Here is a 24,528-nt window from a genome sequence, read left to right on the forward strand (position 1 = left end):
CAGTGCCCAGGACCACGGACTCGGACGGCACTCCCGTCCCTCAGCGGCTCCTGGCCGCCGCCACCCGGCTCTTCGCCGAGCAGGGCTACGACCGCACCTCCGTGCAGGAGATCGTCGAGGCGGCCGGTGTCACCAAAGGGGCGCTGTACCACTACTTCGGCTCGAAGGACGACCTGCTGCACGAGGTGTACGCGCGCGTGCTGCGCATCCAGCAGGAGAGACTGGACGCCGTCGCGGGCGCCGACGAGCCGGTCGAGAAGCGGTTGCGGGCCGCGGCGGCGGACGTCGTCGTGACGACCATCGACAACCTCGACGACGCGATGATCTTCTGGCGGTCGATGCACCACCTCAGCCCCGAGAAGAACAAGCAGGTGCGCGCGGAACGCCGCCGCTACCACGAGCGCTTCCGCGCGCTGATCGAGGAGGGCCAGCAGTCGGGCGTCTTCTCCAAGGCGACGCCGGCGGACCTGGTGGTCGACTACCACTTCGGCTCGGTGCACCATCTGTCCACGTGGTACCGCCCGGACGGCCCGCTCAGCCCCCAGGAGGTCGCGGACCACCTGGCCGACCTGCTGCTGCGAGCCCTGCGCCCGTAACCGCGTCCAGGGGGCTGAGCCCCCTGGACTCCCCACATCACACGTACCGCTTCAACTCCCGCCGAGCCAGCGACCGCTGATGCACCTCGTCCGGCCCGTCCGCGATCATCAGCGTCCGCGCCCCCGCGTACAGCTCCGCCAGCGGGAAGTCCTGGCTCACCCCGCCCGCACCATGCAGCTGGATCGCCCGGTCGAGGATGTCCACCACCGCCCGGGGCGTCGCGATCTTGATCGCCTGGATCTCGGTGTGCGCCCCCCGGTTCCCCACCGTGTCCATCAGCCACGCCGTCTTCAGCACCAGCAGCCGCAGCTGCTCCACCGTCACCCGCGCGTCCGCGATCCAGTTGTGCACCACACCCTGCTGGGCCAGCGCCTTCCCGAACGCCGTCCGCGACACGGCCCGCCGGCACATCAGCTCGATCGCCCGCTCCGCCATGCCGATCAGCCGCATGCAGTGGTGGATGCGCCCAGGACCCAGCCGCGCCTGCGCGATCGCGAAGCCGCCGCCCTCCTCGCCGACGAGGTTCGACACCGGCACGCGCGCGTGGTCGAAGATCACCTCGGCGTGCCCGCCGTGGTAGTGGTCCTCGTAGCCGAACACCTGCATGGCGCGCTTGATGGTGACGCCCGGGGTGTCCCGCGGCACCAGCACCATCGACTGCTGGCGCCGGATGTCCTCCCCGTCCGGGTCCGTCTTGCCCATCACGATGAAGATCTTGCAGTCCGGGTGCATCGCCCCGGAGATGTACCACTTGCGGCCGGTGATGACGTACTCGTCGCCGTCCCGCTCGATGTGGGTCGTGATGTTCGTGGCGTCGGAGGAGGCCACGTCCGGCTCGGTCATCGCGAACGCCGAGCGGATCTCACCGGCCAGCAGCGGCTCCAGCCACTGCTTGCGCTGCTGCTCGTCGCCGAACTGGGTGAGCACCTCCATGTTGCCGGTGTCGGGCGCGGCGCAGTTCGTCACCGTCGGCGCCAGCTGCGGGGAGCGGCCCATGATCTCGGCGAGCGGCGCGTACTGCAGGTTGGTGAGCCCGGCGCCGTACTCGGAGTCCGGCAGAAAGAGGTTCCACAGGCCCTGCCTGCGGGCCTCGGCCTTCAGCTCCTCCACCACGGGCACGGTCTGCCACGGCGAGTCGAGCCGTGCGCGCTGCTCGTGCGCGACGGCCTCGGCCGGGTAGACGTACTCGTCCATGAAGGCGAGGAGCTTGGCGCGCAGCTCTTCGGTGCGCGCGTCGAAAGCGAAGTCCATACGGATCAGCCCTCCTGGAGGCCTGCGTCGAGCGTGGTCAGTCCGTGCCGGACGAAGACGGGCACGAGGTCGCCGATGCGGTCGAAGCCGCGCCCGACCGTCTGGCCGAGCGTGTAGCGGTAGTGGATGCCCTCCAGGATCACGGCGAGCTTGAACCAGGCGAACGCCGTGTACCAGGAGACCGCGGAGACATCGCGCCCCGAGCGCGCGGCGTACCGCTCGATGAGCTCGGACGGCGCCGGATGCCCGGACGCCTCGGCGGTGGTGGAGACGGGGGAGTCGGGCATGCCGAGCGGCATGCTGTACATCACCAGCAGGCCGAGGTCGGTGAGCGGGTCGCCCAGCGTCGACATCTCCCAGTCGAGGATCGCCTTGATCTCGTCGTCGTCGCCGATCAGCACGTTGTCGAGCCGGTAGTCGCCGTGCACCACGGCCGGGGCGGGGGAGCCGGGCAGCTCCCGCCCGAGTGCGGCGTGCAGCTCGTCGATGCCGTCCAGGTCGCGGTTGCGGGAGGCGTCGAGCTGCTTGCCCCAGCGCCGCAGCTGCCGGTCCAGGAAGCCCTCGGGCCGCCCGAAGTCCGCGAGACCCACCTCGGTCGGGTCGACCGCGTGCAGCTCCACCAGCGTGTCGACCAGGTTCAGCACCGCGTCCCGGGTCCGCTCGGGACCGAGCGGCACGAGCTGGTCGGCGGTGCGGTAGGGCGTGCCCTCGACGAACTCCATCACGTAGAACGGTGCCCCGAGCACCTCCTCGTCCTCGCACAGCAGCACCGGACGCGGCACCGGCACGGCGGTCGGGTGCAGCGCGCTGATCACCCGGTGCTCGCGCTTCATGTCGTGCGCGGTGGCCAGGACGTGGCCGAGCGGCGGCCGCCGTACGACCCACCGGGAGCTGCCGTCGGAGACCGCGTAGGTGAGGTTCGACCGTCCGCCCTCGATCAGCCGGCCGGACAGCGGGCCGTCGACCAGGCCGGGCCGCTCCCGGTCGAGCAGGCCGCGCAGCCGGTCGAGATCGAGTCCGGGCGGGTGGTCGGGGCTCATGCGTCGCTCCTACGGGCAGGTGAACAGTTCCCGACTCATGATGCCGACCGGTCGGTATGTCGTCCAGAGCGGGGCCGAAACGTGATCGGAGCCACGATAGGCCGAGGGGCGCCGCGGCGGGGCGCCGGGGAGGCTCCGGCCGGTTCGTTCAGGCCATCCGGCTTGCGCGCCGTCCCGCGAGCCCGGAAGGTCAGAGCCATGAAGGCCATCAGCTACTCACGGTACGGCGGACCCGAGGTGCTGGCGTTCGGGGAGGTGCGCGACCCCGTGGTCGGCCCGGACGCGGTGCTGGTGAAGGTGCGGGCGGCGGCCGTGAACCCCGTCGACTGGAAGGCGCGCGAGGGCCACCTGGACGGGGTCCTCGCCCCGGTCTTCCCCGTGGTGCCGGGCTGGGACGTCTCGGGCGTCGTGGTGCGGCCCGGCGTGGCCGTCTCGGAGTTCGACGTCGGGGACGAGGTCATCGGGTACGTACGGGAGGACTTCCTCTCCCGCGGCACCTTCGCCGAGTACGTGGCCGCGCCCCTGCGCACCCTCGCGCGCAAGCCGCGCAACCTCACCTGGGAGGAGGCGGCCGGTCTGCCCCTGGTCGGGCTGACCGCCTACCAGGTACTCGTCAAGGTGCTCCAGGTGAAGCGGGGCGAGACCGTCCTGGTGCACGCCGCGGCCGGCGGCGTCGGCTCCGTCGCCGTGCAGCTCGCCGTCCACCTCGGTGCCCGGGTGATCGGTACGGCGAGCGAGCCGAACCACGACTTCGTGCGGGGCCTGGGCGGGGAGCCGGTGACGTACGGGGAGGGCCTGGGCGAGCGGGTGCGGGGGGTGGCGCCGGAGGGCGTGGACGCGGTGTTCGACTCGGTCGGAGGGGACGCGCTGAAGGTGTCGGCGAACCTGCTGGCTCCCGAGGGCCGGCTGGTGTCCATCGCCGACAACGAGGTGGTGAACTACGGCGGCCGCTACTACTTCGTCCGCCCCGACGCCGACGATCTGCGCCGGCTGTCGGAACTGGCGGAGCAGGGCGCGGTGAGCGTGCACGTCGACGAGACGTTCCCGCTGGAGCGGGCGGCGGAGGCGCACCGGCTGAACGAGGAGGGCCGCACACGCGGCAAGATCGTCGTGACGGTGGCCTGGGAGGGCGACGGCGGCGAGTGAGGACCGGGGCGCGCGGAAGCCGGGGTCCTGGAGGGCGAAGCCGGGGCCCTATAGGACGAGTGCCGCCCCGCACACCGCCATCGCCACCGTGCACAGTGCCGCCGCCGCGGCGTGCCGGGGTGCGAACGCAGCGGGGGCGGCGGTGGCCGCGAGCGTGCGGATGCGGCGGTGGGCGACGCCGAGGAAACCCAGCCACAGGGCGCAGACCAGCGCGCAGGCGAGGATCCCGGGCGTCGACGCCCCGCCGTGCAGCGCGGTCTTCACGGCGAGGACGGCACAGACCGTGCCCGACAGCGTCGTACGCCGCCACGCCAGGCGGGTCCGCTCGGGCTGCAGCCCGGGGTCGCGGTCGGGGTCCTGCCGCCGGGCCGCCGGCGCGCTCACCCTTCCCACCCGACGAGCACCACGACGACCATGGCGACGGCGACGACCGCGACGACCAGGCTCAGCAGCGCCGGGAACCGGGACACCGGCAGGTCCTCGCCCCGGCGCATGGCCCGCTCGCAGCGCACCCAGTGGTTGACCGCCCGCAGCGAGCACAGCACGCCGGCGGCGAGCAGCGCGAGCGCCAGCCCGACCCGCCAGCCCCAGCGCAGGTCCGGCAGGAACTGGTCCACGGCGAAGCCGCCGCCGATCAGCGCGAGCGCGGTGCGCAGCCAGGCCAGGAAGGTGCGTTCGTTCGCCAGCGAGAACCGGTAGTCGGGCGTCTCGCCGTCCCGCCGGACCTCCGCGGGCACGAACCACAACCGGACGTTCCGCACGAACTCGATCACCTGCGCGACCCTACCCAAGCCCTTCGCCGGGCGTGGCGCGGAACGCCTTGAGCCGCTCGTACGCCGCCAGCCCGTCGGGCACCCACTCCCAGTCGCCCAGGCGCCGCTCCACCTCGTCCTCGGGCAGGAAGTCGTGCCAGGCGACCTCCTCGGCCTGCGGTCGGACGGGCAGCTCGCAGCGCACCTCGTACACCGCCGACCACCAGGTCCGGCCGGTGCCGTCGTCATAGAGGAACGTGAAGAGGTGGCGCGGGTCCGGCAGGCCGGTGACGCCCAGTTCCTCCTCGGCCTCCCGCAGGGCCGCCGTGTCGTAGGCCTCGCCCGCGCCGACGACTCCGCCGACGAACATGTCGTACAGGGAGGGGAAGACCAGCTTGGTCGGCGTCCGCCGGTGCACGAAGATGCGGCCCTCGGCGTCCCGGGCCTGGATGAACACGCAGCGGTGCCGCAGCCCCCGGGCGTAGGCCTCGCCCCGCGGGGACTGCCCGATGACCTGGTCGTGCTCGTCGACGATGTCGATGATCTCGTCAGCAGCGCTCATGCCCTCATCCAAGCAGGGGGGAAACCGGAGCGGGCCGGGGGCGGTCCGGGGCGGCACGGGACCGGGCGTGTGGCGGAGGACGCCGTGGCCCGTCTCAGGGCGAAGCCGGGCTCACCGCGGCGGCCGCCACGCGGGCCCGCTCCGGCACCATCCCCGTCGGCATCGCCGGGTGCAGCCCCAGCAGCACGATCCCGGCCACCACGGCCAGGAGCCCACCGGCCTCCCAGGTCAGCGCCACCGCGTCGGTCCGCAGCCGGTCGCCCAGGAAGCCGACGCCGCAGATGATCCCGGCGAGCGGCTGGGCCGCCGTCAGGGCGGGCAGTGACTTGCGCAGGGACGCGGTCTCGAAGGCACTCTGCACCAGGACCAGCCCGGTGACGCCGAGCGCGAGGACCGCGTACGGCTGCCAGCCGGTCATCAGCTCGACGAAGCCGCCCTCCGAGAACGTCTGCCCGCTCACCCGGGTCAGCGCGTCCTGCACGCCGTACAGCAGCCCGGCGGCCAGCGCCAGCAGCACCGGACCCGAGCTGAGCCGGGACCGCTTGCCGCGTGCCGTGAGCAGCAGCGCCAGCCCGATCATCACCCCGATGATCAGCCACTGCCGCACCGGATCGGCCGTCGCGGGACCACTCTCCGGCTGGCCGGCCACGATGAACGCCGTCACCCCGCCCGCCAGCAGCAGCAGACCCGCCCAGCCCTGGCGGCCCAGCGGCTGCCGGGTCTGCCTGCGGGACAGCGCGAGCGCGAAGAGCAGGTTCGTCGCCAGCAGCGGCTCCACCAGCGACAGCTCCCCCTGCCCCAGCGCGGCCGCGCCCAGGCCCATGCCGACCACCATCAGCGCGATACCGCCGAGCCAGCGCGGCACCTTCACCAGGTCGATCAGCAGCCGGAAGGAGAGGAAGTCGCTCAGCGGGGCCCGTTGGGCCGCGTTCTGCTGCAGGACGAATCCGAAGCCCAGACAGCAGGCGGCGCTCAGGGCGAGCACCAGGACCAGAACCGACACGCGGTGTACCTCGATCGTCAGGTCGGGTTCACGATGGCGTAGGGGCCGACTGTACCGGCCGGCTTCGCCCGGCGCGCCCGTACGTCCTGCCATCGTCAGGGGCGGTTCTCGCCGACGCTATGACGTACGTCACAAAGGGCGAAACGGATAATTCGGATTCCGATCCCGGCTTCCTCGGCGCCCCCTTCAATCGCAAAATCCTCACAAGTAACGCCAGTTGACGCGTGTAACGCCCTGGCGGCCCTTGACGTCAACCGTTGGTGGGGGGTTGGCTGTGCGTGATCAGTTCATGGCAATGCGCACACCCGCGCCCCCGACCGCCGTGAGCCGAAACACCAGAAGAGCGCGTGAGGAAGTTCCGCGGTGTCCCCACCCCCGCCTCCCCTCGGCCGTGGCCGCAGACGTGCGGCGCAGGCCTTCGACGAGGCCCTCGACGACGCCGACCTCGTGGCCGCCCGCGGCGCGCTGGCGCAGGGCCGCTGGCAGAACGCCCGGTCCCTGCTGGTGCACACCGGGGACGACTGGGACCGCCGTGGCCACCGCGTCACGGTCCTCGCGCGGGAGTCCTACAGCGCCGCCTGGGCCCGCGAGTGGCTGCTCGCCGAACCCGAGTCGGCCGACGCCGCCGTGCTGCTCGCCCTCGCCCAGGTCCGGCGCGCCCTGCACGGCAAGGGCAAGCCGGCGCCCGCCCGCGAGGCCTGCCGGCAGGCCGCCGAGCGGGTCCCCGCCGACCCCACCCCCTGGCTCGGCCTGCTGATGCTGGAGTGCGCCGCCGGCACCGACCAGGACGTGGTCCGGGCCTTCGAGCAGGTCCGCGCCCGGCACCCCGACCACCACCACGCCCACCACCTGATGGTCGCCCGCCTCGCCGGACGCCGCACCGAGGCCGGCCCGGACCCGCTGCACGAGGTCTACGACTTCGCCAACTGGGCCGCCGAACAGGCACCCGCCGACTCCCCGCTCGCGATCCTCCCGGTCATCGCGCACGCCGAGCGCTACCGCGTGCTGGCCGCCGCCGGACACGAACCCGCCGACCCGGCCGCCTCGGGCCACTGGACCGGCCGCCGCGCCCGGCAGGTCATGAAGGCGGCCTTCGACTGGTGGCTGGAGTGGGAGCTGGAGGGTCACCCACGCCGGCTGATCGACCTGAACTTCCTCGCCCACGCCAAGTTCTGCGAGGGGCGGGGCGCCGAGGCCGCCGCCCTCTTCCACCGGATCGGCCGGTACGCCACCCCGGCGCCCTGGTCGTACCCGGACCGCGACCCGCACACCGCCTTCACCGCCGCCCGCGCCGGCGCGCTCGGCACGGCCTGACACCCCCGGAATCCCACCAGTGAGGACGCTCTCCCGATGACCACGGACAGTTCGAGCCCGAGCACAGCCGCCGTCGGCGGCATCAGCACCTTCAAGGGACAGGAGCGCGCCCTGCGCGCAGACCGGCTCGGCACCGGCGGACTGCTGCTCTCCGTCCTCGCCGCGACCGCCCCGCTCATGGTGGTCGCGGGTGTCATGCCCACCACATTCGCGGTGATGGGCATCGTCGGCCAGCCGCTGCTCTTCGTCGTCCTCGGCGTCGTCCTGATCCTGTTCAGCATCGGCTACGCCGAGATGAGCCGCCACGTCCACAACGCGGGCGCCTTCTACGCCTACATCTCCCGCGGCCTCGGCGGCACCGCCGGAGCGGGCGCTGCCCTGGTCGCCCTCGTCGCCTACAACGCGCTCCAGATCGGCATCTACGGCATCTTCGGCTTCGAGGTCTCCGGGCTCCTCGCCACCTACGCGGAGATCGAGGTCGCCTGGTGGATACCGGCCCTCGTGGCCGCGCTCGCCGTCGGCCTGCTCGGCTGGCTGAAGATCGACGTCAACGCGCGCGTGCTCGGTGTGCTGCTGGTCATCGAGGTGCTCCTCGTCGTCGTCTTCGACGTCGCCGCCCTCGCCGACCCCGGCAAGGAGGGCCTGTCGCTGCACGCCTTCAACCCCGACACCCTCACCGGCGCAGGCGTCGGCACCGCGCTCTGCTTCTGCATCGCCGCGTTCCTCGGCTTCGAGCAGGCACCCGTGTACGCCGAGGAGACCAGCCGCCCGCACGTCCTGGTGCCGCGCGTGATGTTCCTCGCCGTCGGCGGGGTCGCCGTGTTCTTCGCGCTGAGCAGCTGGGCCCTCACCGTCGCCACCGGCCCCTCCGCCATCGTCGGCACGTCCCAGAAGCAGAGCGCCGGACTGCTGTTCTTCCTCACCGAGTCCCGCCTCGGCGGCACCTTCACGGACGTCCTGCACGTCCTGTTCGTCACCGGCATGTTCGCGGCCCTGCTCAGCTTCCACAACGTCGTCGCCCGGTACGCCTTCGCCATGGGCCGCGAGGGCCTGCTGCCCGCCGCCTTCGGCCGCACCAGCGGCACCAGCGGCGCCCCCGGCACCGGCTCGCTGCTCCAGACCGTCGTCGCCGTGGTGGTCGTGATCGCCTTCGCGGTCGCCGACGACAAGCCGGTCGGCGACCCGACCGCTCCGGTCCTGAACCTGTTCACCTGGTTCGGCAACATCGGCGCCCTCGGCGTGATCGTGCTGATGGCGGCGGCCTCGCTGTCGGTCGTCGTCTTCTTCGTCCGCCGCGGAGCCGCGGGCGCCCAGGCCTGGCGGCTGGTCACCTCCGCGCTGGCCGGGATCGCCCTGCTCGTCATCGCCGGCTACACGGTCAAGGACTTCGAGGTGCTGGTCGGCGCCGGCCCGGACTCCTCGCTGAGCTGGGTGCTGCCCGGCACCATCGGCCTCGCCCTGGTCGCCGGCCTGGTCCTCGGCCTGGTGCTGCGGGCCCGGGCCCCCGAGAAGCACGCCCGGATCGGCCTCGGCAACGAGGCGTTCCAGCTGGAGAAGGCGGCCTCGTCCTGACCCCGCCCGCGTAAGAAGTGGTTACGGAACTCTGACGAGCACCCGCGGTCCCTGTCCTGAAGGGGCCGCGGGTGTTCGAATGAGTACGTGAACGAGGACGTACCTGAGGGTGTGAAAGAAGGACCCCCCGCGGAACGGGGAACTCCGGTCGGCCGCCGCGTCTTCCTCGGCACCCTCGCCCTGGGCGCTCTCGGCGTGGTCGCCGCGCCCCCGCTGCAACGCGGCCTGGAGGGCTTCCTCGGCAGCGCCGCCGACAAGGACCCCACCGGCCTGACCGGCCTGCTCCCGAACGGCGGCGGCTTCCGCTACTACTCGGTCGCCTCCTCCGTCCCGCGCAAGAACGCCGACACCTACCGCCTCACGGTCGACGGCCTGGTCGACCGCCCCACCACCTACACCCTGGCCGACCTCGAGGCCCTCCCGCAGACCCGCCTGGTCCGCGACGTCCAGTGCGTCACCGGCTGGCGCGTCCCCGACACCCCCTTCGAGGGTGTCCGCCTGTCCCGGCTGCTGGACGCGGCCGGGGTCCGCCCCACGGCCAAGGCCGTCCGCTTCACCTGCTTCGACGGCACGTACACCGAGAGCCTCACCCTCGCCCAGGCCCGCCGCGCGGACGTCCTGGTCGCCCTGCGCATGCAGGACAAGGACCTCGGCCACGCCCACGGCGGCCCCGTCCGCCTCTACGTCGCGCCCATGTACTTCTACAAGTCCGCCAAGTGGCTGTCCGGCATCACCCTCACCGACGAGGTCCGCCCCGGCTACTGGGAGAAGCGCGGCTACGACATCGACGCCTGGGTGGGCCGCTCGAACGGACGCGACGATGAGCCTACGAGCTGACACCCCGGTCACCGTCCGGCGCTTCAGCCGGGCCGAGCGCTGGGTGCACCGCACGACGGCCGCGCTCATGGGCGTCTGCGTACTGACGGCGGCCTGCCTCTACGTCCCTCAGCTCGCCGAACTCGTCGGCCGCCGCGCCCTCGTCGTCACGCTGCACATCTGGGCCGGACTCGCCCTGCCCGTCCCCGTCCTGGCGGGCCTGGTCTCCCGCGCCTTCCGCGCCGACCTCGGCCACCTCAACCGCTTCGGCCCCCACGACCGCACCTGGCTGCGCGCCGCCCTGCACCGCGACAAGCGCCCCGCGTCCCGCCCCGCCGGCAAGTTCAACGCGGGCCAGAAGATCTACGCGTCCTGGATCGCCGGCGCCACCCTCGTCATGCTCGGCACCGGCCTGATGATGTGGTTCACCCACCTCACCCCCCTGCTCTGGCGCACCAGCGCGACCTTCGTCCACGACTGGCTGGCCCTCACGATCGGCATCGTCCTGGCCGGCCACATCGGCATGGCCCTGGCGGACCCGGAGTCCCGCAAGGGCATGCGCACCGGCAGGGTGACCAGAGAGTGGGCGGACAGAGAGCACCCTTTGTGGCGCCGGTAGGCAACGCCCCTCAGGGGCGCGGGGAACTGCGCGACAAGCCACGACGCACCCGCACCCGCCCGCGACCGGCACAGCCCTACGGCGCCGGGGCGAATTCCAACAACACCTTGCACGCCCGACTCCGATCAGCGGCCAGCACGAACGCCGACTCGGCCTCCCCCACGGGAACCACCGCACTGACCAGCCCGTCGAACCCCGGCTCAGCCGCCAGCAGGCCCAACGCATCGTCGAACTCCGCGTCGAACCGGAACGCTCCCCGCAGCTCGATCTCCCGGCTCACGACGAGATTCCCCGCGAACGGACTCTGCCCCGCCGGCAACATCCCCAGCTGCACGACGACTCCGCCGCGCCGCACCCGCCGCAGACACGTGTCCAGCCCCGGGGCCACCCCGGACGCCTCGATCGCGACATCCACCTCGGACGGCCACCCGGGGTCGTCGGGATCATCGGCCCGGACGAGGGTGTCGGCGCCCGCGGCCGAGGCGTACGCCAGGGCGGCCGGGAGCAGGTCCGTCACGGTGACCCGGGCGGCGCCCGCCGCCTTCGCCGCCGCGACCACCAGACAGCCGATGGGCCCGGCCCCGGTCACCAGCACATGCCGGCCGGCCACGTCCCCGGCCCGCCGCACCGCGTGCAGCGCGACGGCCAGGGGTTCGGCGAGCGCGGCCCGCCGCAGCCCGAGCCCCTCCGGCAGGGCCCGCAGTTGCTCGCAGGGCACGACCACCCGCGCCGCGAACCCGCCCTGTACGTGCGGAAAGCGCGCCGCACTGCCCAGGTACCGGGTGTCCCGGCAGACGTTCCGCCGCCCGCTTTCGCACTCCGGGCACACCCCGCAGGGCGTCGCCGGATGTACGGCGACGGGCGTACCCGGCGCCGGGCCCGACGCGCCGGCCCCGTACTCCACGACGGTGCCCACGACCTCGTGCCCGAGCACCATCGGCTCCCGCAGCCGGAAGTCACCGACCCCGCCGTGCCGCCAGTAGTGCAGATCGGAGCCGCACACCCCGCCGTACCGTACGGCCACCAGCGCCTGCCCGGGCCCGGGCACCGGCACCGGCAGCTCCGCCACGCGCAGGTCGCCCCGACCGTGGATCACACAACCCAGCATCACAGCCTCCCGGCAGCCGGTCACAGCACGCTCGTCATTCCGCCGTCGACGTACAGCACCTGCCCGCTGACGAAGTCCGCGGCGGGGGAGGCGAGGAACAGCACCCCGCCCACCAGGTCCCGCGTACGTCCCCAGCGCCCGGCCGGGGTACGCCGCCGCACCCAGGAGCTGAACTCCTCGTCCTCCACCAGCGGCCGGGTCAGCTCGGTCTCGATGTAGCCGGGGCCCAGCCCGTTGACCTGGACCCCGTGCGGCCCCCAGTCGGCGCACATGCCCTTGGTGAGCATCTTCAGCGCGCCCTTGGTGGCGGCGTACGGCGCGATCCCGGGCCGCACGACCTCGCTCTGCAGCGAGCAGATGTTGATGATCTTCCCGTGGCCGCGTTCCGTCATCCGGCGCGCGGCCTCCCGTCCGACCAGGAAGGCGCTGGTCAGGTTGGTGTCCAGGATCCGGTGCCAGTCGGCGTCGGCGAACTCCAGCAGCGGGGCGCGCAGTTGCATGCCCGCGTTGTTGACGAGGATGTCGAGCGGGCCCACCCGCTCCTCGACCTCGGCGACCCCCGAGGCCACCGAGGGTCCGTCGGTCACGTCGAACGCGGTCGTGTGCACCCGGTCGCCGGGCAGCTCGCCGGCGGCCTCGGCCAGCCGGTCCTTGTCGCGTCCGTTCAGCACGACCGTGCAGCCGGCCTCCGCCAGACCGCGGGCCAGAGCCAGTCCGATGCCCCGGCTGGAGCCGGTCACCAGGGCCGTCCGGCCGCTGATGTCGAAGAGGGGGTGAGCCGTCATCGCCGCAGCGCTCCTAGATCACGAGGGACAACAGAAGGACGATGCCGCCCGCGACCACGGAGATGATGCACTCCATGACCGACCAGGTCTTCAGGTTCTGGCCGACGCTGAGCCCGAAGTACTCCTTGACCAGCCAGAACCCGGCGTCGTTGACATGGCTCAGGAAGAGCGAGCCGGCGCCGATGGCGAGGACCAGCAGAGCGGTGTGCGTGGTCGACATGTCGGCCGCGAGCGGGGCGACCAGACCGGCGGCCGACACCGTCGCCACCGTCGCCGAACCGGTGGCCAGCCGGATCGCCACCGCGATCAGCCAGGCCAGCAGCAGCGCCGGGATGGACCAGTCCTCGGAGATCTCCAGGACCATCTGGCCCACGCCGGAGTCGATCAGCGTCTGCTTGAAGCCGCCGCCCGCGCCGACGATCAGCAGGATGCCCGCGATCGGCCCGAGGCTCTTCTCGACCAGCGGCGAGATCCGCTCCTTGGAGAACCCGGCGGGCCGCAGCAGCGTGAAGATGCCGACCAGCACCGAGGCGAGCAGCGCGATCATCGGGGCGCCGATGACGTCGAAGACGCGCTGGACCAGGTTCTCGGGGTCGTCCACGACGATGTCGACCAGCGCCTTGGCCAGCATCAGGATCACCGGCAGCAGCACCGTGAACAGCGTGGCGCCGAAGCCGGGACGCTTGTCCAGCTCCTCGGAGGCGCGCTGCGGGATCATCTTGTCGGGGGCGGGGACGTCCACCCAGCGGGCCGCGTACTTCGAGAACAGCGGACCGGCGATGATCACGGTGGGTATGGCGACGAGGACGCCGAGCGCCAGCGTCACCCCGAGGTCGGCCTTGACCGCGTCGATCGCGACCAGCGGCCCGGGGTGGGGCGGCACCAGGCCGTGCATCACGGACAGGCCCGCGAGCGCCGGGACGCCGATGCGCATGAGCGAGTAGTTGCCGCGCTTGGCGACCATGAGCACCACCGGGATCAGCAGCACGATGCCGACCTCGAAGAACAGCGGCAGTCCGATCACGGAGGCGATGAGCACCATCGCCCACGGCATCGACCGCCCGCCGGCCTTCGCCAGGATGGTGTCGACGACCTGGTCGGCGCCGCCGGAGTCGGCGAGCATCTTGCCGAGGATCGCACCGAGGGCGATCAGTACACCGACGCCGGCGACCGTGGAGCCGAGGCCGGTGCTGAAGCTGGTGAGGACCTTGTCCAGGGGCGCCCCGGCGATCGCGCCGAGCGCCAGCGATCCGATGGTCAGCGCCAGGAAGGCGTGCAGCTTGAACTTGGTGATGAGCAGGACGATGACGGCGATGCCCGCCAGGACGGCGATGCCCAGCTGAGCGTGGCCGGCCGAGGTGATCGGCTCGGGTGCGTCCGCTGCCAGCATCTCGACGCTGAGTCTGGTCACGGTTGGGGTTCCCTTGTGTTGGGGGGAGTCGGGGGAAGGGGGGACCGGAAAGGGCTAGAGGATCGGCTCGGGGAGCGAGCTGAGGGCGTGCAGCGCCCGCTCGGTGATCTCCTCCGGGCTGCCCGAGACGTCCACGGCGACTCCCGCCTCGTCCGCCTGGAGCGGCTGGAGCGTGGCGAACTGGGAGTCGAGCAGCGCCGTGGGCATGAAGTGCCCCTGCCGGTGCGACATCCGGTCCTCGATCAGCGCGCGGTCGCCCGTGAGGTGCACGAAGACCACGCCGGGCGCGGCGGACCGCAGCCGGTCGCGGTACGACCGCTTCAGCGCCGAGCAGCTGACCACCCCGCCGAGCCCGGCCCGCCCGTGCGCCCAGTCGCCGATGGCGTCCAGCCAGGGCCACCGGTCCTCGTCGGTGAGCGGCGTCCCGGCCGACATCTTGGCGATGTTGGCCGGCGGGTGGAAGTCGTCGGCCTCGGCGTACGGAACGCCGAGCCGGGCCGCGAGCAGGGGACCGATGGTGGTCTTGCCGGTGCCCGCGACGCCCATGACCACGACGACGTGGGGGGTGTTCATCGCTGCCTCACTGTCTGCTGTCTTCGTCGACACGTGATGTCGACGCAACTGAAACCCATTAGGTACGACGAATTCAAGAGGTCGTGATGAATAAGTCTGACTTTTTGTCTCCGTGATCTACCCCGTACGCTGAGTGCATGACCACACCGGGCCGGGGGCTGCACGGCCGCGTACTGGACACCCTCGGCCCCGAGATCACCGCCGGCGAGTATCCGCCGGGCAGTGTGCTGCGCACGGACGAACTCGCCCAGCGTTTCGACGTATCACGCTCCGTGATGCGTGAGGCGGTCCGCGTCCTGGAGTCCATGCACCTGGTCGAGTCCCGCCGCCGCGTCGGCGTCACCGTCCGCCCCATGGCCGAGTGGAACGTCTACGACCCGCAGGTCATCCGCTGGCGCCTGGCCGGCGCCGACCGCCCCCGGCAACTGCGCTCCCTCACGGTGCTGCGCTCGGCGATCGAACCCGTCGCGGCCGGCCTCGCCGCCCGGCACGCCACGTCCGAGCAGTGCGCCGAGCTCACCGAGTGCGCCCTCGGCATGGTCGCCAACTCACGCGGTCACAAACTGGAGGAGTACCTCGTCCACGACGTCGCCTTCCACCGCGTCATCCTGGACGCCTCCGGCAACGAGATGTTCGCGCGCCTCGGCGATGTCGTCGCCGAGGTCCTGGCCGGCCGCACCCACCACGACGTGATGTTCGAGGACCCCGACCCGGCCGCCGTCACCCTGCACGTCCAGGTCGCCGAGGCGGTCCGCGCGGGCGACGCGGCCCGGGCCGAGGAACTGACCCGCGAGATCACGGTCGGCGCCCTCCAGGAACTGGACATCCTGGCGCCGTAAGGCCGCTACCGCAGGAACCGCCGTAGGACCGCTACGGCAGGAACTCCCCGTCGACGTACACCCACGCCCCGTCGACCCGCTCGAACCGGCTCCGCTCGTGCAGCGACCCGCCCCGGTACGACGCCCGGAACTCCACGGTCCCGGTGGAGTGGAACGCCGAGCCGTCCCGCGTGTCCAGGATCTCCAGTCCGGTCCACCGCATCGCCGGATCCAGCTCCAGCGTCCCGGGACGCGTTCGCGGGTGCCACGTCCGCAGCAGATACCCGGTGTCCCCCTGCACGAAGGCGCAGTACCGCGACCGCATCAGCGCCTCCGCGGTGGGCGCGGCGGCGGACCCGGAGTGGAAGCGCCCGCAGCACGCCCCGTAGGCCTCGGGGAGCCCGCACGGGCAGGAACGCCTGGTCATGGTCACCTCTTCGCGAAAAACACCTGAGGGCCGCGACCTCGCGGTCACGGCCCTCAGCCTCATGTGTCCGAGGGGGGACTTGAACCCCCACGCCCGATAAAGGGCACTAGCACCTCAAGCTAGCGCGTCTGCCATTCCGCCACCCGGACAAGGTGTCTGTCGCGCGGGTTCTCCCCGCGGCGACGACGTAAACATTACCAGGCTTTCGAGGGTGGCCGATCACACCCCACTCGCACACCGGCGGGGCGTGAACGGCGTGTGACGGACCGGGAGCGCCCTTGGGGAGCGCGCCGCGGAGAGGGAGGATGAGGGGGACCCACCAGCAGTGACACCGGGAGGAAGCGCGTGAGCGAGACGGACACGGCCAGGAGCGTCACCGGCGAGGACGAGGTCGTGGACCTCTGCCGCGAGCTGATCCAGATCGACACCAGCAACTACGGCGACCACTCGGGTCCCGGTGAGCGCAAGGCGGCCGAGTACGTCGCCGAGAAGCTCGCCGAGGTCGGACTCGAACCGCGGATCTTCGAGTCCCACCCGGGCCGCGCCTCCACCGTCGCCCGCATCGAGGGCGAGGACCCCTCCCGGCCCGCGCTCCTCATCCACGGCCACACCGACGTGGTTCCGGCCAACGCCGACGACTGGACCCACCACCCCTTCTCCGGCGAGATCGCCGACGGCTGCGTCTGGGGCCGCGGCGCCGTCGACATGAAGGACATGGACGCGATGACCCTCGCGGTCGTCCGCGACCGGCTGCGCAGCGGGCGCAAGCCGCCGCGCGACATCGTCCTCGCGTTCCTCGCGGACGAGGAGGCCGGCGGCACGTACGGGGCGCGCCACCTCGTCGACAACCACCCGGACCTCTTCGAGGGCGTCACCGAGGCGATCAGCGAGGTGGGCGGCTTCTCCTTCACCGTGAGCGAGGAGCGGCGGCTCTACCTGATCCAGACGGCCGAGAAGGGCATGCACTGGATGAAGCTCACCGTGGCCGGCACGGCGGGTCACGGCTCGATGATCCACCGCGACAACGCGATCACCGAACTGTCGGAGGCCGTGGCGCGGCTGGGCCGGCACAAGTTCCCGGTGCGGGTCACCAAGACCACCCGCGCGTTCCTCGACGAGCTCGGTGACGCGCTCGGCATCGAGCTCGACCCGGAGGACATGGAGTCGACCCTCGCCAGGCTCGGCGGCATCGCCAAGCTGATCGGCGCGACCCTGAGCAACACGGCCAACCCCACGCAGCTGGGCGCCGGTTACAAGGTCAACGTCATCCCGGGCGAGGCGACCGCCCATGTCGACGGCCGGTTCCTCCCCGGGTTCGAGGACGAGTTCCTCGCCGACCTGGACCGCATCCTCGGCCCGAAGGTGCGGCGCGAGGACGTCCACGCCGACAAGGCCGTCGAGACCACCTTCGACGGGGCGCTGGTGGAGGCCATGCAGTCCTCGCTGCTGGCCGAGGACCCGACCGCCAAGGCGATCCCCTACATGCTCTCCGGGGGCACGGACGCGAAGTCCTTCGACGACCTGGGCATCCGGGGCTTCGGCTTCGCGCCGCTGAAGCTGCCGCCGGAGCTGGACTTCGCGGGCATGTTCCACGGCGTGGACGAGCGGGTTCCGGTGGAGGGCCTGAAGTTCGGCGTGCGGGTGCTCGACCGGTTCATCGACGCGTCCTGAAACGCCCAAACGTAACGCCAGTATTCGGTCGCGCGTACGGGATCGACTGGGAAGAGTGAATGCGACCATAAGCTCGTAGCCTCATTACTCCCTCCTCGTTACAGGTAATGCGATCGCAAGATGGGTCGCTTTGCCAACTAGGAGGAATAATGATCAAGAAGGTCGTCGCTGCTGCGGCTGCCACCGGTGGGCTGGTTCTCGCAGGCGCGGGCCTGGCCGTCGCCGACTCGGGTGCGCAGGGTGCCGCCGTGAACTCCCCGGGCGTCCTGTCCGGCAACGTTGTTCAGGTGCCCGTTCACGTCCCGGTGAACGTCTGCGGCAACACGGTCTCCGTGATCGGCGTGCTGAACCCCGCCTTCGGCAACACCTGCATCAACCAGTGATGCTTCCCCCTCGGTAGAGGGGGGTTCAAAAGCCACCGGTCCCGGAGCGCCTGCCATGCGCTCCGGGACCGAACGCTTCTTTCGAGGAATTCGAGAAGAATTCGAGACAGGGTCGAAGGCAGGTATTCAGCAATGCGACAGGTCACCCGCAAGGGTCTGATGACCGTGGCGGCCGCGACCGGCGTGATCGCCGCCGCGGGCGCCTCCGCTCACGCCACCTCGGGTGCGCAGGGCTCCAGTTCGGGCTCGCCCGGCGTGCTGTCCGGGAACACCGTGCAGGCGCCGGTGCACGCGCCGGTCAACGTCTGCGGGAACACGGTCAACGTCGTCGGCGTGCTCAACCCGTCGGTGGGCAACTCGTGCGCCAACCAGGGCGGTGGATCGTCGTCGGGGGGATACGGCGATCACGGCGGAAACGGCGGCTCGCAGGCGGGCGGCCACGCCACCGACTCGCCCGGCGTCGGCTCGGGCAACCACGTCCAGGCCCCGGTCCACGCGCCGGTGAACGTCTGCGGCAACAGCGTCGACATCATCGGCGTCGGCAACCCCAGCACGGGCAACGACTGCTCGAACGGCGGCCACCACGGCACCCCGCCCGGCGGCGGCAACGAGACACCCGGGCAGCCGGGCCACCCGGGGAACCCCGGACACCCGGGCGACCCCGGTAGCCCCGGTACCCCCGGCAACCCCGGTGATCCCGGACACCCGGGCGATCCCGGCAACCCTGGTGACCCGGGCAACCCGGGGCACCCCGGCACCCCCGAAGAGCCCGGTCACCCCGGCACCCCCGGGACCCCTGGCACTCCGCCCGGCATCGGCGGCGAGACGCCGGACGGCTCCTCGCACGGCAACCAGCCGGGCGCCCAGTCCGTCACCCACCCCGAGGGCGACTCCCAGCTCGCGAACACCGGCAGCGACCTGCCGCTCGGCCTGGCCCTCCCGGCCGGCGCGGGCGCACTGCTGGCGGGCGCGATCCTCTACCGCAAGGCGCGCGCCACGGCCTGACACCCCCCCCGCACACGGAGCGGGCCCCGCAACCGCGGGGCCCGCTCCCGTGTATGCCTTCTCCCGGCCTTCTCCCAGTGCACCGACTCAGCTCACCACGTGGCCCGTACCTGGCGGATGATCCGTCGGCGCAACCGCACCTTGCGGCTGCCGTCCCGCAGCAGGCTCAGACGGTACAACTCCCAGTGTCCGTACTCGGCGTGGTCGGTCAGCAGACGTGCCGTCTCCTTGCGGGAGACCCCGCGAGGTACGTACACGTCGACAAATTCGTATTCCGGCATCGCATCTATTGTGCGGGCTGGGGCCCGGTACGGATAGCGTCTGCACTATGTCTGATGCTGCGCAGCCCACCGCTGCCGAGGTACGCGCCGCCGCCGAGGCGGTCAAGACCGCGCTCGACCGCCACCTGGCCGCGGTCGAACGCAGGTCGGGGGAGGACGACCCGGCCGTCTACGAGGCGTTCAACCAGCTGGCCGCGGCCGCAGAGGTGTACGACGAACTGCTCTACGACCGCTACGACGAGGTCACTCCCTTCGAGATCCCCGGTGCGGAGGACGCGCTGCCCCCGTACACGGGCCCCGAGGAACCGAACGCGCTGAGCGTACTGATCCGCCGCGACTACGCCGTCGCCGAGCCACAGCGGCTGCTGGCGCAGGCGCAGCGGATCGAGGCGGCGGACGGTGACGAGGGGTCCCCGGCCTCCGGGACCGTCCACGGGGCGCTGGGACTGCTGTTCGGCGAGTTCGAGCCGGACGAGATCGCCTCCCGGCACAAGGAGTTCGGTTTGGAGGAGGGCGATTCCACGCTCTGGGTGACGGCGGCGGACGAACCGGCCGACCCCGGCGAGTGGCTGGAGGCGCCGTTCGAGCAGGTCGATCCGCAGCAGGTGGTCTGCCGCTTCGACGTCAGTGCCGTCTTCGACGACGAGATCGACGACGTCGACGACGAGGACGACGACGCGGAGGACCTGGAGGACGACCTCGACACCGACCTCGACGAGGACGAGGACCTGGAGCCGCTCGACGCGGACCGTCGCTGAGCGCGCGCGTCAGCCACCCGACGGCGGTGGTCACGGGGACCGGCCCGTGACCACCGCCGTCGTCACTCTCCGGCGAGCTGCGGCGCGAGCAGCACCGGCAGCCGGGTCGTCCGGGGCTTCGCCGGAACCTCGGCCACCGCCCTGGGCAGCGCCTGCTCCACGCCGTGCACGACGGACAGATGGCGGTCGGCCCGCCCGAACGCCGTGTACACCCACGGCCGGCTGAGGGCCTGCGCGGCGTCTCCCGGCAGCACCACGACCACCGCGGGCCACCGGCTGCCCACCGCCTGGTGCGCGGTCATGGCCCACCCGTGCCGCACGGAGTGCTCCACCCGCTCCTTCGGGACGACGACGGTCTCGCCCGCGCACGACAGATGCAGCCCCTCGGCGTCCGCCTTCACCACACGGCCCGGCAGCGCCCGCCCCGGGACGGGGGAGTGGACGATCCGGTCACCGGGGTCGAAGCCGCCGAAGCGGCCCGGGCCCGGGTTGAGCCGCTCCTTCAACGCGGCGTTGAGCGCGCGCGTGCCCACGGCGCCGCCGTGCCCCGGCGTGATCACCTGCGTCTCCTCGGCCGGCACGCCGATCGCCCGCGGCACCGAGTCCACGACGAGCTGCACCGTGCGGTGCACGGCCTCGCCCGCGTCCCGCACCGGCACGATCACCAGCTCCTTGCCAGGGGCCTCGACCTGGTTCAGCTCGCCGACCCCCACACCGGAGACGAGCTCGCCCAGCGGCCCGGGATCCGGCAGCCGGGAGGCGACCTGCGGGCAGATCCGCGCCGCGAGCAGATCCGCGAACACCCGCCCCGGGCCCACGGACCACAGCACCGCCGGATCCCCGGCCAGCAGCAGCCGCGCCCCGTCCGGCAGCGACTCCGTCAGCAGCGCCGCCGTCTCGACGTCCAGCTGCGGTGCGTCGAGCACGACGAGCAGATCCAGGTCCAGCGCTCCGTCGGCGGCCCGGCCGGGCCCTTCGAGACCGGTCAGAAGGCCGGAGACGGTGGCGACCGGGGAGTCGGCGTTGGGCGCCTCGCCGGTTCGTCCGGGGGAGTCCGCCGCCTGGTCGGACCGCCGCAGCAGCGCGGCGAAGCGGTCCCGGCCGATCGGTCCGTGGGTGGCCGCCCAGGCGCGCAATCCCAGGGAACGCGCGGCGCGCAGCAGCGCCGCCGGCTCGGCCAGGGACGCCTCCCCGCCGGTGTGCAGCACCAGACCGTGACCGGCGACCGCACGGATCAGCTCACCCGTGGATCCCGGGGCCGCGGCGGCGAGCCGCTCCCACTCCTCGGCGGAACCGTCCTGCTTGGGCACCGAGTTGACCAGCCGGGCCAGGCCGTCGGCCAGGCTCTCCTCCGCCAGCGCGTACCGCTCCAGCCCGACCAGGACCCGGACCGGGCGCTCCTCGTCCGCGCCGTCCTCCTCCGCCGGAGCCGGGGCCGGAGCGCCGGGCTCCTCCAGGGCGTCCTGGAAGACCAACGCATCGCCCTCCGCGATCGTGTCCTGCACGGCACCGTCCGGGTTCGGCACACCCCGCTGCGCCAGGGCCGCGAGCAGCGCCGGCATCTCCAGGGCGGTGTGCCCGGCCAGCGCCGCCTGGTCCAGGAGCCAGACGGTGACGGCCCGACCCCGCCGCTCGTCGTCGGGGCCGCACTCGGCGCCGAGCAGCGCCCGCGCGAACCCGTCGGCCTGCTCGGGCCGCACCCCGGCGACCCGCAGCAACTGCCAGGGGTCCGCCCGCAGCAGCTCGTCCGCGCCCTCGCCCAGCGCCTCGGCCGCCTGCAGTGCGAGCGCCTCCGGGGCGCCGCCCTCGGCGAGTACCCGGCGCACGGCCTGCACCGCCTCCGGAGCGGGAGCGGCCGAGGCGGTGACGGTCTCGGCCGCCACCGGCTGCGGCCGCCGTACCGGCTCCGGGGCGGAGCGCCGGGGGGCGGGCTCGGGCTCGGCGAACACCGTGGCCGCGGGCTTCTCGCCGCTCTCCACGGCCCGTACGGCCGCGAGCAGATCGGCGGCCTTGCCGCTCAGCTTGGCGCCGGCCTCGATCGGTGCCTTCTTCTCGGCCTTGCGCTGCGCGATGCGCTCCCGCTCGATCTGCTGGGCGCGCAGTTCGGCCTCGGCCTCGGACAGCTGTCCGGCACCGGCTTCACCGCCCTCACCCTCGGCGGCACCGGCCGCAGCGGTCTCGGCGCCCGGCGTCCCCGGCTCGCCGTCCTCCGTGGTCTCGGGCTCCGTGCTCACAGCGTGCTCCAGTCGTGATCGGGATAGCGGTGCACCGGCGCCGACACATCGTCGAGCGCCCGGCAGATCTCGTCAGGAAGACTAAGGGTCTCCACTGACAACGCCGCCGTGAGCTGCTGCGCGTTGCGCGCGCCGACGACGGGGGCGGCCACGCCCGGCCGGTCGCGGACCCACGCCAGGGCCACCTGGAGCGGCGTCACCGCCAGCCCGTCGGCCGCGGTCGCCACGGCGTCCACGATGCGGCTCGCCGTGTCGTCGAGGTAGGGCGCCACGAACGGCGCGAAGTGCTCCGAGGCGCCGCGCGAGTCCGGCGGGGTCGAGTCGCCCCGGTACTTGCCCGTGAGCACACCCCGCCCGAGCGGTGAGGAGGGCAGCAGTCCGATGCCCAGGTCCAGCGCGGCCGGCAGGACCTCGCGCTCTATGCCGCGCTGGAGCAGCGAGTACTCCAGTTGCGTCCCGGCCAGCCGGGTCCGGGTGCCGGGAGCGGCCAGCTGCCAGGTCGCGGCCTTGGCCAGCTGCCAGCCGCAGAAGTTGGAGACGGCGGCGTACCGGGCCCGCCCGCTGGCGACCGCCATGTCCAGGGCCTGGAGGGTCTCCTCCAGCGGGGTGTCCGGGTCGAAGGCGTGCACGTGCCACAGGTCGACGTAGTCGGTGCCGAGCCGGGAGAGCGAGGCGTCCAGCGCGGTGAGCAGATGGCCGCGGGAGCCGTCGAAGCGGCGGTCGGGGTCGGGCACGCTGCCGGCCTTGGTCGAGATGACGAGATCCCGCCGGGGCACGAGGCCGTCCATCAGCCGGCCGAGCAGGTACTCGGCCTCCCCGTCGCCGTACACGTCCGCGGTGTCGACGAGGGTCCCGCCCGCTTCCCAGAACGTCTTCATCAGGTCCGCGGCGTCGTGCTCGTCGGTGTCCCGCCCCCAGGTGAGGGTGCCGAGCCCGATCCGTGACACACGCAGGCCGGTGCGGCCGAGATGCCTCTGCTCCATGAACGCCGAGATTACTGGCCAGAACATGCCGTGTGGGTGGCTGTGGACGACGGATTTCCCCGGGCATGCCGCGCCCGCCGCGCCCGCGCTATGGTCTCCGGACAAGGCAGTTACTGATCGGTAAGGGGATGCGGCATGCAGCTCGGTATCAACCTCGGCTACTGGGGTGCCGGAATGGACGCGGACAATCTGGCCGTCGCCCAGGAGGCCGACCGGCTCGGATACGCCGTCTGCTGGGCCGCCGAGGCCTATGGCTCCGACGCCGCGACCGTACTGACCTGGGTCGCCGCCCAGACCGAGCGCATCGACGTCGGCTCCGCGATCTTCCAGATCCCGGCCCGCCAGCCGGCCATGACCGCCATGACCGCCGCCACCCTCGACTCCCTCTCCGGCGGCCGCTTCCGCCTCGGCCTCGGCGTCTCGGGTCCGCAGGTCTCCGAGGGCTGGTACGGCGTCAAGTTCGACAAGCCGCTCGCCCGCACCCGCGAGTACGTCGAGATCGTCCGCAAGGCCATGACCCGCGAGCGCCTGTCGTACGAGGGCGAGCACTGGACCCTCCCCCTGCCCGGCGGCCCGGGCAAGCCGATCAAGCTGACCGTGCACCCGCAGCGCGAGCACATCCCGCTCTACATCGCCGCCATCGGCCCGAAGAACCTGGAGCAGACCGGCGAGATCGCCGACGGCGCCCTGCTGATCTTCCCCTCCGCGGACCACCTGGAGGACACGGCGATCAAGTACCTCCGCGCGGGCCGCGAGAAGGCGGGCAAGACCCTCGACGGCTTCGACGTCTGCCCGACCCTGCCGCTCGCCGTCGGCGACGACAAGGACGTCGCCGCGCTCGCCGACACCTTCCGCCCCTACACCGCCCTGTACGTCGGCGGCATGGGCAGCCGCAAGCAGAACTTCTACAACCAGCTCGCCCAGCGCATGGGGTACGAGCGGGAGGCCGCCGAGATCCAGGAGAAGTACCTCTCCGGCGACAAGCAGGGCGCCGCGGCCGCCATTCCGCAGGACCTCATCGACAGCACCACCCTGCTCGGTTCTGTGGACCGCATCGCCGACCGGATGAAGGCCTACGCGGCGGCCGGTGTGACCACCCTCAGCCTCGCCCCCGCGGGCCTCACGCTCGACGAGCGGCTCGCCTCGCTCCGGGCGGGCGCGGAGGCCCTGGAGCGGTCCGGGCTCGCCTGAGGTCCAGCGGCCGTGGTGGGGGCTCGGGGGTCTTCCCCGCCACGGCCGTCACGCGGCACAACGCGCCGGGCCCCCGGGCGGTTACGCCGTACCGTTCGGGGCCGTCCCGGACCGGTCCCCACGCGTCCGCCATTTGGCGGAGATGTCCGGCACACCTGTTGCAGCGCCCCCCACCCCGCACTTGACTCGTTTCGCGGAAACCTGCGGATCCTGCAGCACGCGCACGCG

At 72.4% G+C, this 24,528-nt stretch carries 26 protein-coding genes and 1 tRNA gene; 12 read left to right on the top strand and 15 right to left on the bottom strand.

Going from position 1 to position 24,528, the window contains the following annotated elements:
- Nucleotides 1-2: 2 nt before the first annotated feature.
- On the top strand, nt 3-596 hold the full coding sequence (locus tag ACSUPV_RS32610) for a TetR/AcrR family transcriptional regulator (protein ID WP_037760379.1): 594 nt from the start codon (nt 3-5) through the stop codon (nt 594-596).
- Nucleotides 597-633: 37 nt separating this feature from the next.
- Here ACSUPV_RS32610 and ACSUPV_RS32615 read toward each other — a convergent pair whose 3' ends face one another.
- Together ACSUPV_RS32615 and ACSUPV_RS32620 are read right to left on the bottom strand one after the other, a co-directional pair.
- On the bottom strand, nt 634-1,848 hold the full coding sequence (locus ACSUPV_RS32615) for an acyl-CoA dehydrogenase (RefSeq protein ID WP_436949078.1): 1,215 nt from the start codon (nt 1,846-1,848) through the stop codon (nt 634-636).
- A 5-nt stretch (nt 1,849-1,853) separates the two neighbouring features.
- On the bottom strand, nt 1,854-2,888 hold the full coding sequence (locus ACSUPV_RS32620; protein WP_436949079.1) for a phosphotransferase family protein: 1,035 nt from the start codon (nt 2,886-2,888) through the stop codon (nt 1,854-1,856).
- A gap of 198 nt (nt 2,889-3,086) precedes the next feature.
- Between ACSUPV_RS32620 and ACSUPV_RS32625 the strand changes: the two genes are divergently transcribed.
- Complete coding sequence (locus tag ACSUPV_RS32625) at nt 3,087-4,034, top strand: NADP-dependent oxidoreductase (RefSeq protein ID WP_436949080.1); 948 nt, start codon at nt 3,087-3,089, stop codon at nt 4,032-4,034.
- A 48-nt stretch (nt 4,035-4,082) separates the two neighbouring features.
- Here the strand turns inward: ACSUPV_RS32625 and ACSUPV_RS32630 are convergent, their stop codons facing one another.
- The 4 genes from ACSUPV_RS32630 to ACSUPV_RS32645 all read right to left on the bottom strand — a co-directional run bounded on the left by ACSUPV_RS32630 (nt 4,083) and on the right by ACSUPV_RS32645 (nt 6,351).
- Nucleotides 4,083-4,418 (bottom strand): DUF202 domain-containing protein, encoded by a 336-nt coding sequence (locus tag ACSUPV_RS32630; RefSeq protein WP_037760389.1) that lies wholly within the window; start codon nt 4,416-4,418, stop codon nt 4,083-4,085.
- Nucleotides 4,415-4,807 (bottom strand): YidH family protein, encoded by a 393-nt coding sequence (locus tag ACSUPV_RS32635; protein ID WP_031114549.1) that lies wholly within the window; start codon nt 4,805-4,807, stop codon nt 4,415-4,417. The genes ACSUPV_RS32630 and ACSUPV_RS32635 overlap by 4 nt, the downstream gene beginning before the upstream one ends.
- 10 nt (nt 4,808-4,817) lie before the next feature.
- A complete protein-coding gene (locus ACSUPV_RS32640; RefSeq protein WP_031114551.1) occupies nt 4,818-5,348 on the bottom strand; it encodes an NUDIX hydrolase in 531 nt (176 codons plus the stop codon).
- Nucleotides 5,349-5,442: 94 nt separating this feature from the next.
- Entirely contained in the window at nt 5,443-6,351 is a 909-nt protein-coding gene (locus ACSUPV_RS32645) for a DMT family transporter (RefSeq protein WP_037760391.1), read from the bottom strand.
- Nucleotides 6,352-6,714: 363 nt separating this feature from the next.
- On the opposite strand from ACSUPV_RS32645, the gene ACSUPV_RS32650 reads away from it, so the two are divergent.
- The 4 genes from ACSUPV_RS32650 to ACSUPV_RS32665 all read left to right on the top strand — a co-directional run bounded on the left by ACSUPV_RS32650 (nt 6,715) and on the right by ACSUPV_RS32665 (nt 10,672).
- Complete coding sequence (locus ACSUPV_RS32650) at nt 6,715-7,665, top strand: hypothetical protein (RefSeq protein ID WP_359785827.1); 951 nt, start codon at nt 6,715-6,717, stop codon at nt 7,663-7,665.
- Nucleotides 7,666-7,701: 36 nt separating this feature from the next.
- Complete coding sequence (locus ACSUPV_RS32655) at nt 7,702-9,237, top strand: APC family permease (protein ID WP_436949081.1); 1,536 nt, start codon at nt 7,702-7,704, stop codon at nt 9,235-9,237.
- Nucleotides 9,238-9,348: 111 nt separating this feature from the next.
- Nucleotides 9,349-10,074 (top strand): molybdopterin-dependent oxidoreductase, encoded by a 726-nt coding sequence (locus tag ACSUPV_RS32660; protein ID WP_382616302.1) that lies wholly within the window; start codon nt 9,349-9,351, stop codon nt 10,072-10,074.
- A complete protein-coding gene (locus tag ACSUPV_RS32665) occupies nt 10,058-10,672 on the top strand; it encodes a cytochrome b/b6 domain-containing protein (protein ID WP_031114562.1) in 615 nt (204 codons plus the stop codon). The genes ACSUPV_RS32660 and ACSUPV_RS32665 overlap by 17 nt, the downstream gene beginning before the upstream one ends.
- 76 nt (nt 10,673-10,748) lie before the next feature.
- Here the strand turns inward: ACSUPV_RS32665 and ACSUPV_RS32670 are convergent, their stop codons facing one another.
- From ACSUPV_RS32670 to ACSUPV_RS32685, 4 genes are read right to left on the bottom strand one after another with little or no spacing between them, the layout of a single operon-like run.
- Complete coding sequence (locus ACSUPV_RS32670) at nt 10,749-11,780, bottom strand: L-idonate 5-dehydrogenase (RefSeq protein ID WP_436949082.1); 1,032 nt, start codon at nt 11,778-11,780, stop codon at nt 10,749-10,751.
- A gap of 20 nt (nt 11,781-11,800) precedes the next feature.
- Complete coding sequence (locus ACSUPV_RS32675) at nt 11,801-12,565, bottom strand: SDR family oxidoreductase (RefSeq protein ID WP_436949083.1); 765 nt, start codon at nt 12,563-12,565, stop codon at nt 11,801-11,803.
- Nucleotides 12,566-12,578: 13 nt separating this feature from the next.
- Nucleotides 12,579-13,976, bottom strand: coding sequence for a GntP family permease (locus ACSUPV_RS32680; protein WP_031114566.1), 1,398 nt, complete (start codon nt 13,974-13,976; stop codon nt 12,579-12,581).
- 54 nt (nt 13,977-14,030) lie between these two features.
- Nucleotides 14,031-14,549, bottom strand: a complete 519-nt coding sequence (locus ACSUPV_RS32685; protein WP_031114568.1) for a gluconokinase — start codon at nt 14,547-14,549, stop codon at nt 14,031-14,033.
- Between the two features lie 137 nt (nt 14,550-14,686).
- Here ACSUPV_RS32685 and ACSUPV_RS32690 point away from each other — a divergent pair, with 137 nt between their 5' ends.
- On the top strand, nt 14,687-15,388 hold the full coding sequence (locus ACSUPV_RS32690; RefSeq protein WP_436949084.1) for a FadR/GntR family transcriptional regulator: 702 nt from the start codon (nt 14,687-14,689) through the stop codon (nt 15,386-15,388).
- 31 nt (nt 15,389-15,419) lie between these two features.
- Here ACSUPV_RS32690 and ACSUPV_RS32695 read toward each other — a convergent pair whose 3' ends face one another.
- Together ACSUPV_RS32695 and ACSUPV_RS32700 are read right to left on the bottom strand one after the other, a co-directional pair.
- Complete coding sequence (locus ACSUPV_RS32695) at nt 15,420-15,794, bottom strand: YchJ family protein (RefSeq protein ID WP_031114570.1); 375 nt, start codon at nt 15,792-15,794, stop codon at nt 15,420-15,422.
- Nucleotides 15,795-15,858: 64 nt separating this feature from the next.
- Nucleotides 15,859-15,943, bottom strand: a tRNA-Leu gene (locus ACSUPV_RS32700).
- 196 nt (nt 15,944-16,139) lie between these two features.
- Here ACSUPV_RS32700 and ACSUPV_RS32705 point away from each other — a divergent pair.
- The 3 genes from ACSUPV_RS32705 (at nt 16,140) to ACSUPV_RS32715 (ending at nt 18,853) form a co-directional block, all read left to right on the top strand.
- Complete coding sequence (locus tag ACSUPV_RS32705; protein ID WP_037760400.1) at nt 16,140-17,465, top strand: M20/M25/M40 family metallo-hydrolase; 1,326 nt, start codon at nt 16,140-16,142, stop codon at nt 17,463-17,465.
- A 149-nt stretch (nt 17,466-17,614) separates the two neighbouring features.
- Complete coding sequence (gene chpH, locus ACSUPV_RS32710; protein WP_031114574.1) at nt 17,615-17,848, top strand: chaplin ChpH; 234 nt, start codon at nt 17,615-17,617, stop codon at nt 17,846-17,848.
- A gap of 132 nt (nt 17,849-17,980) precedes the next feature.
- Nucleotides 17,981-18,853, top strand: a complete 873-nt coding sequence (locus ACSUPV_RS32715) for a chaplin family protein (protein WP_436949085.1) — start codon at nt 17,981-17,983, stop codon at nt 18,851-18,853.
- 92 nt (nt 18,854-18,945) lie between these two features.
- Here the strand turns inward: ACSUPV_RS32715 and ACSUPV_RS32720 are convergent, their stop codons facing one another.
- Nucleotides 18,946-19,134 carry a DUF5703 family protein gene (locus ACSUPV_RS32720; protein ID WP_003989151.1) on the bottom strand — a complete coding sequence of 63 codons (189 nt, stop codon included), beginning with the start codon at nt 19,132-19,134 and terminating at the stop codon, nt 18,946-18,948.
- 47 nt (nt 19,135-19,181) lie between these two features.
- Here ACSUPV_RS32720 and ACSUPV_RS32725 point away from each other — a divergent pair, with 47 nt between their 5' ends.
- Nucleotides 19,182-19,892, top strand: coding sequence for a hypothetical protein (locus tag ACSUPV_RS32725; protein WP_037760406.1), 711 nt, complete (start codon nt 19,182-19,184; stop codon nt 19,890-19,892).
- Between the two features lie 62 nt (nt 19,893-19,954).
- Here the strand turns inward: ACSUPV_RS32725 and ACSUPV_RS32730 are convergent, their stop codons facing one another.
- Together ACSUPV_RS32730 and ACSUPV_RS32735 are read right to left on the bottom strand one after the other, a co-directional pair.
- The gene (locus tag ACSUPV_RS32730; protein ID WP_436949086.1) at nt 19,955-22,126 is read right to left on the bottom strand and encodes a helix-hairpin-helix domain-containing protein; all 2,172 of its coding nucleotides are present in this window, start codon (nt 22,124-22,126) and stop codon (nt 19,955-19,957) included.
- The gene (locus ACSUPV_RS32735; RefSeq protein WP_031114582.1) at nt 22,123-23,109 is read right to left on the bottom strand and encodes an aldo/keto reductase; all 987 of its coding nucleotides are present in this window, start codon (nt 23,107-23,109) and stop codon (nt 22,123-22,125) included. The genes ACSUPV_RS32730 and ACSUPV_RS32735 overlap by 4 nt, the downstream gene beginning before the upstream one ends.
- Nucleotides 23,110-23,244: 135 nt before the next feature.
- Between ACSUPV_RS32735 and ACSUPV_RS32740 the strand changes: the two genes are divergently transcribed.
- A complete protein-coding gene (locus tag ACSUPV_RS32740; protein ID WP_436949087.1) occupies nt 23,245-24,300 on the top strand; it encodes an LLM class F420-dependent oxidoreductase in 1,056 nt (351 codons plus the stop codon).
- Nucleotides 24,301-24,528 lie beyond the last annotated feature (228 nt).

The organism is Streptomyces sp. SudanB52_2052 (assembly GCF_964272415.1).
Classification (GTDB): domain Bacteria; phylum Actinomycetota; class Actinomycetes; order Streptomycetales; family Streptomycetaceae; genus Streptomyces; species Streptomyces olindensis.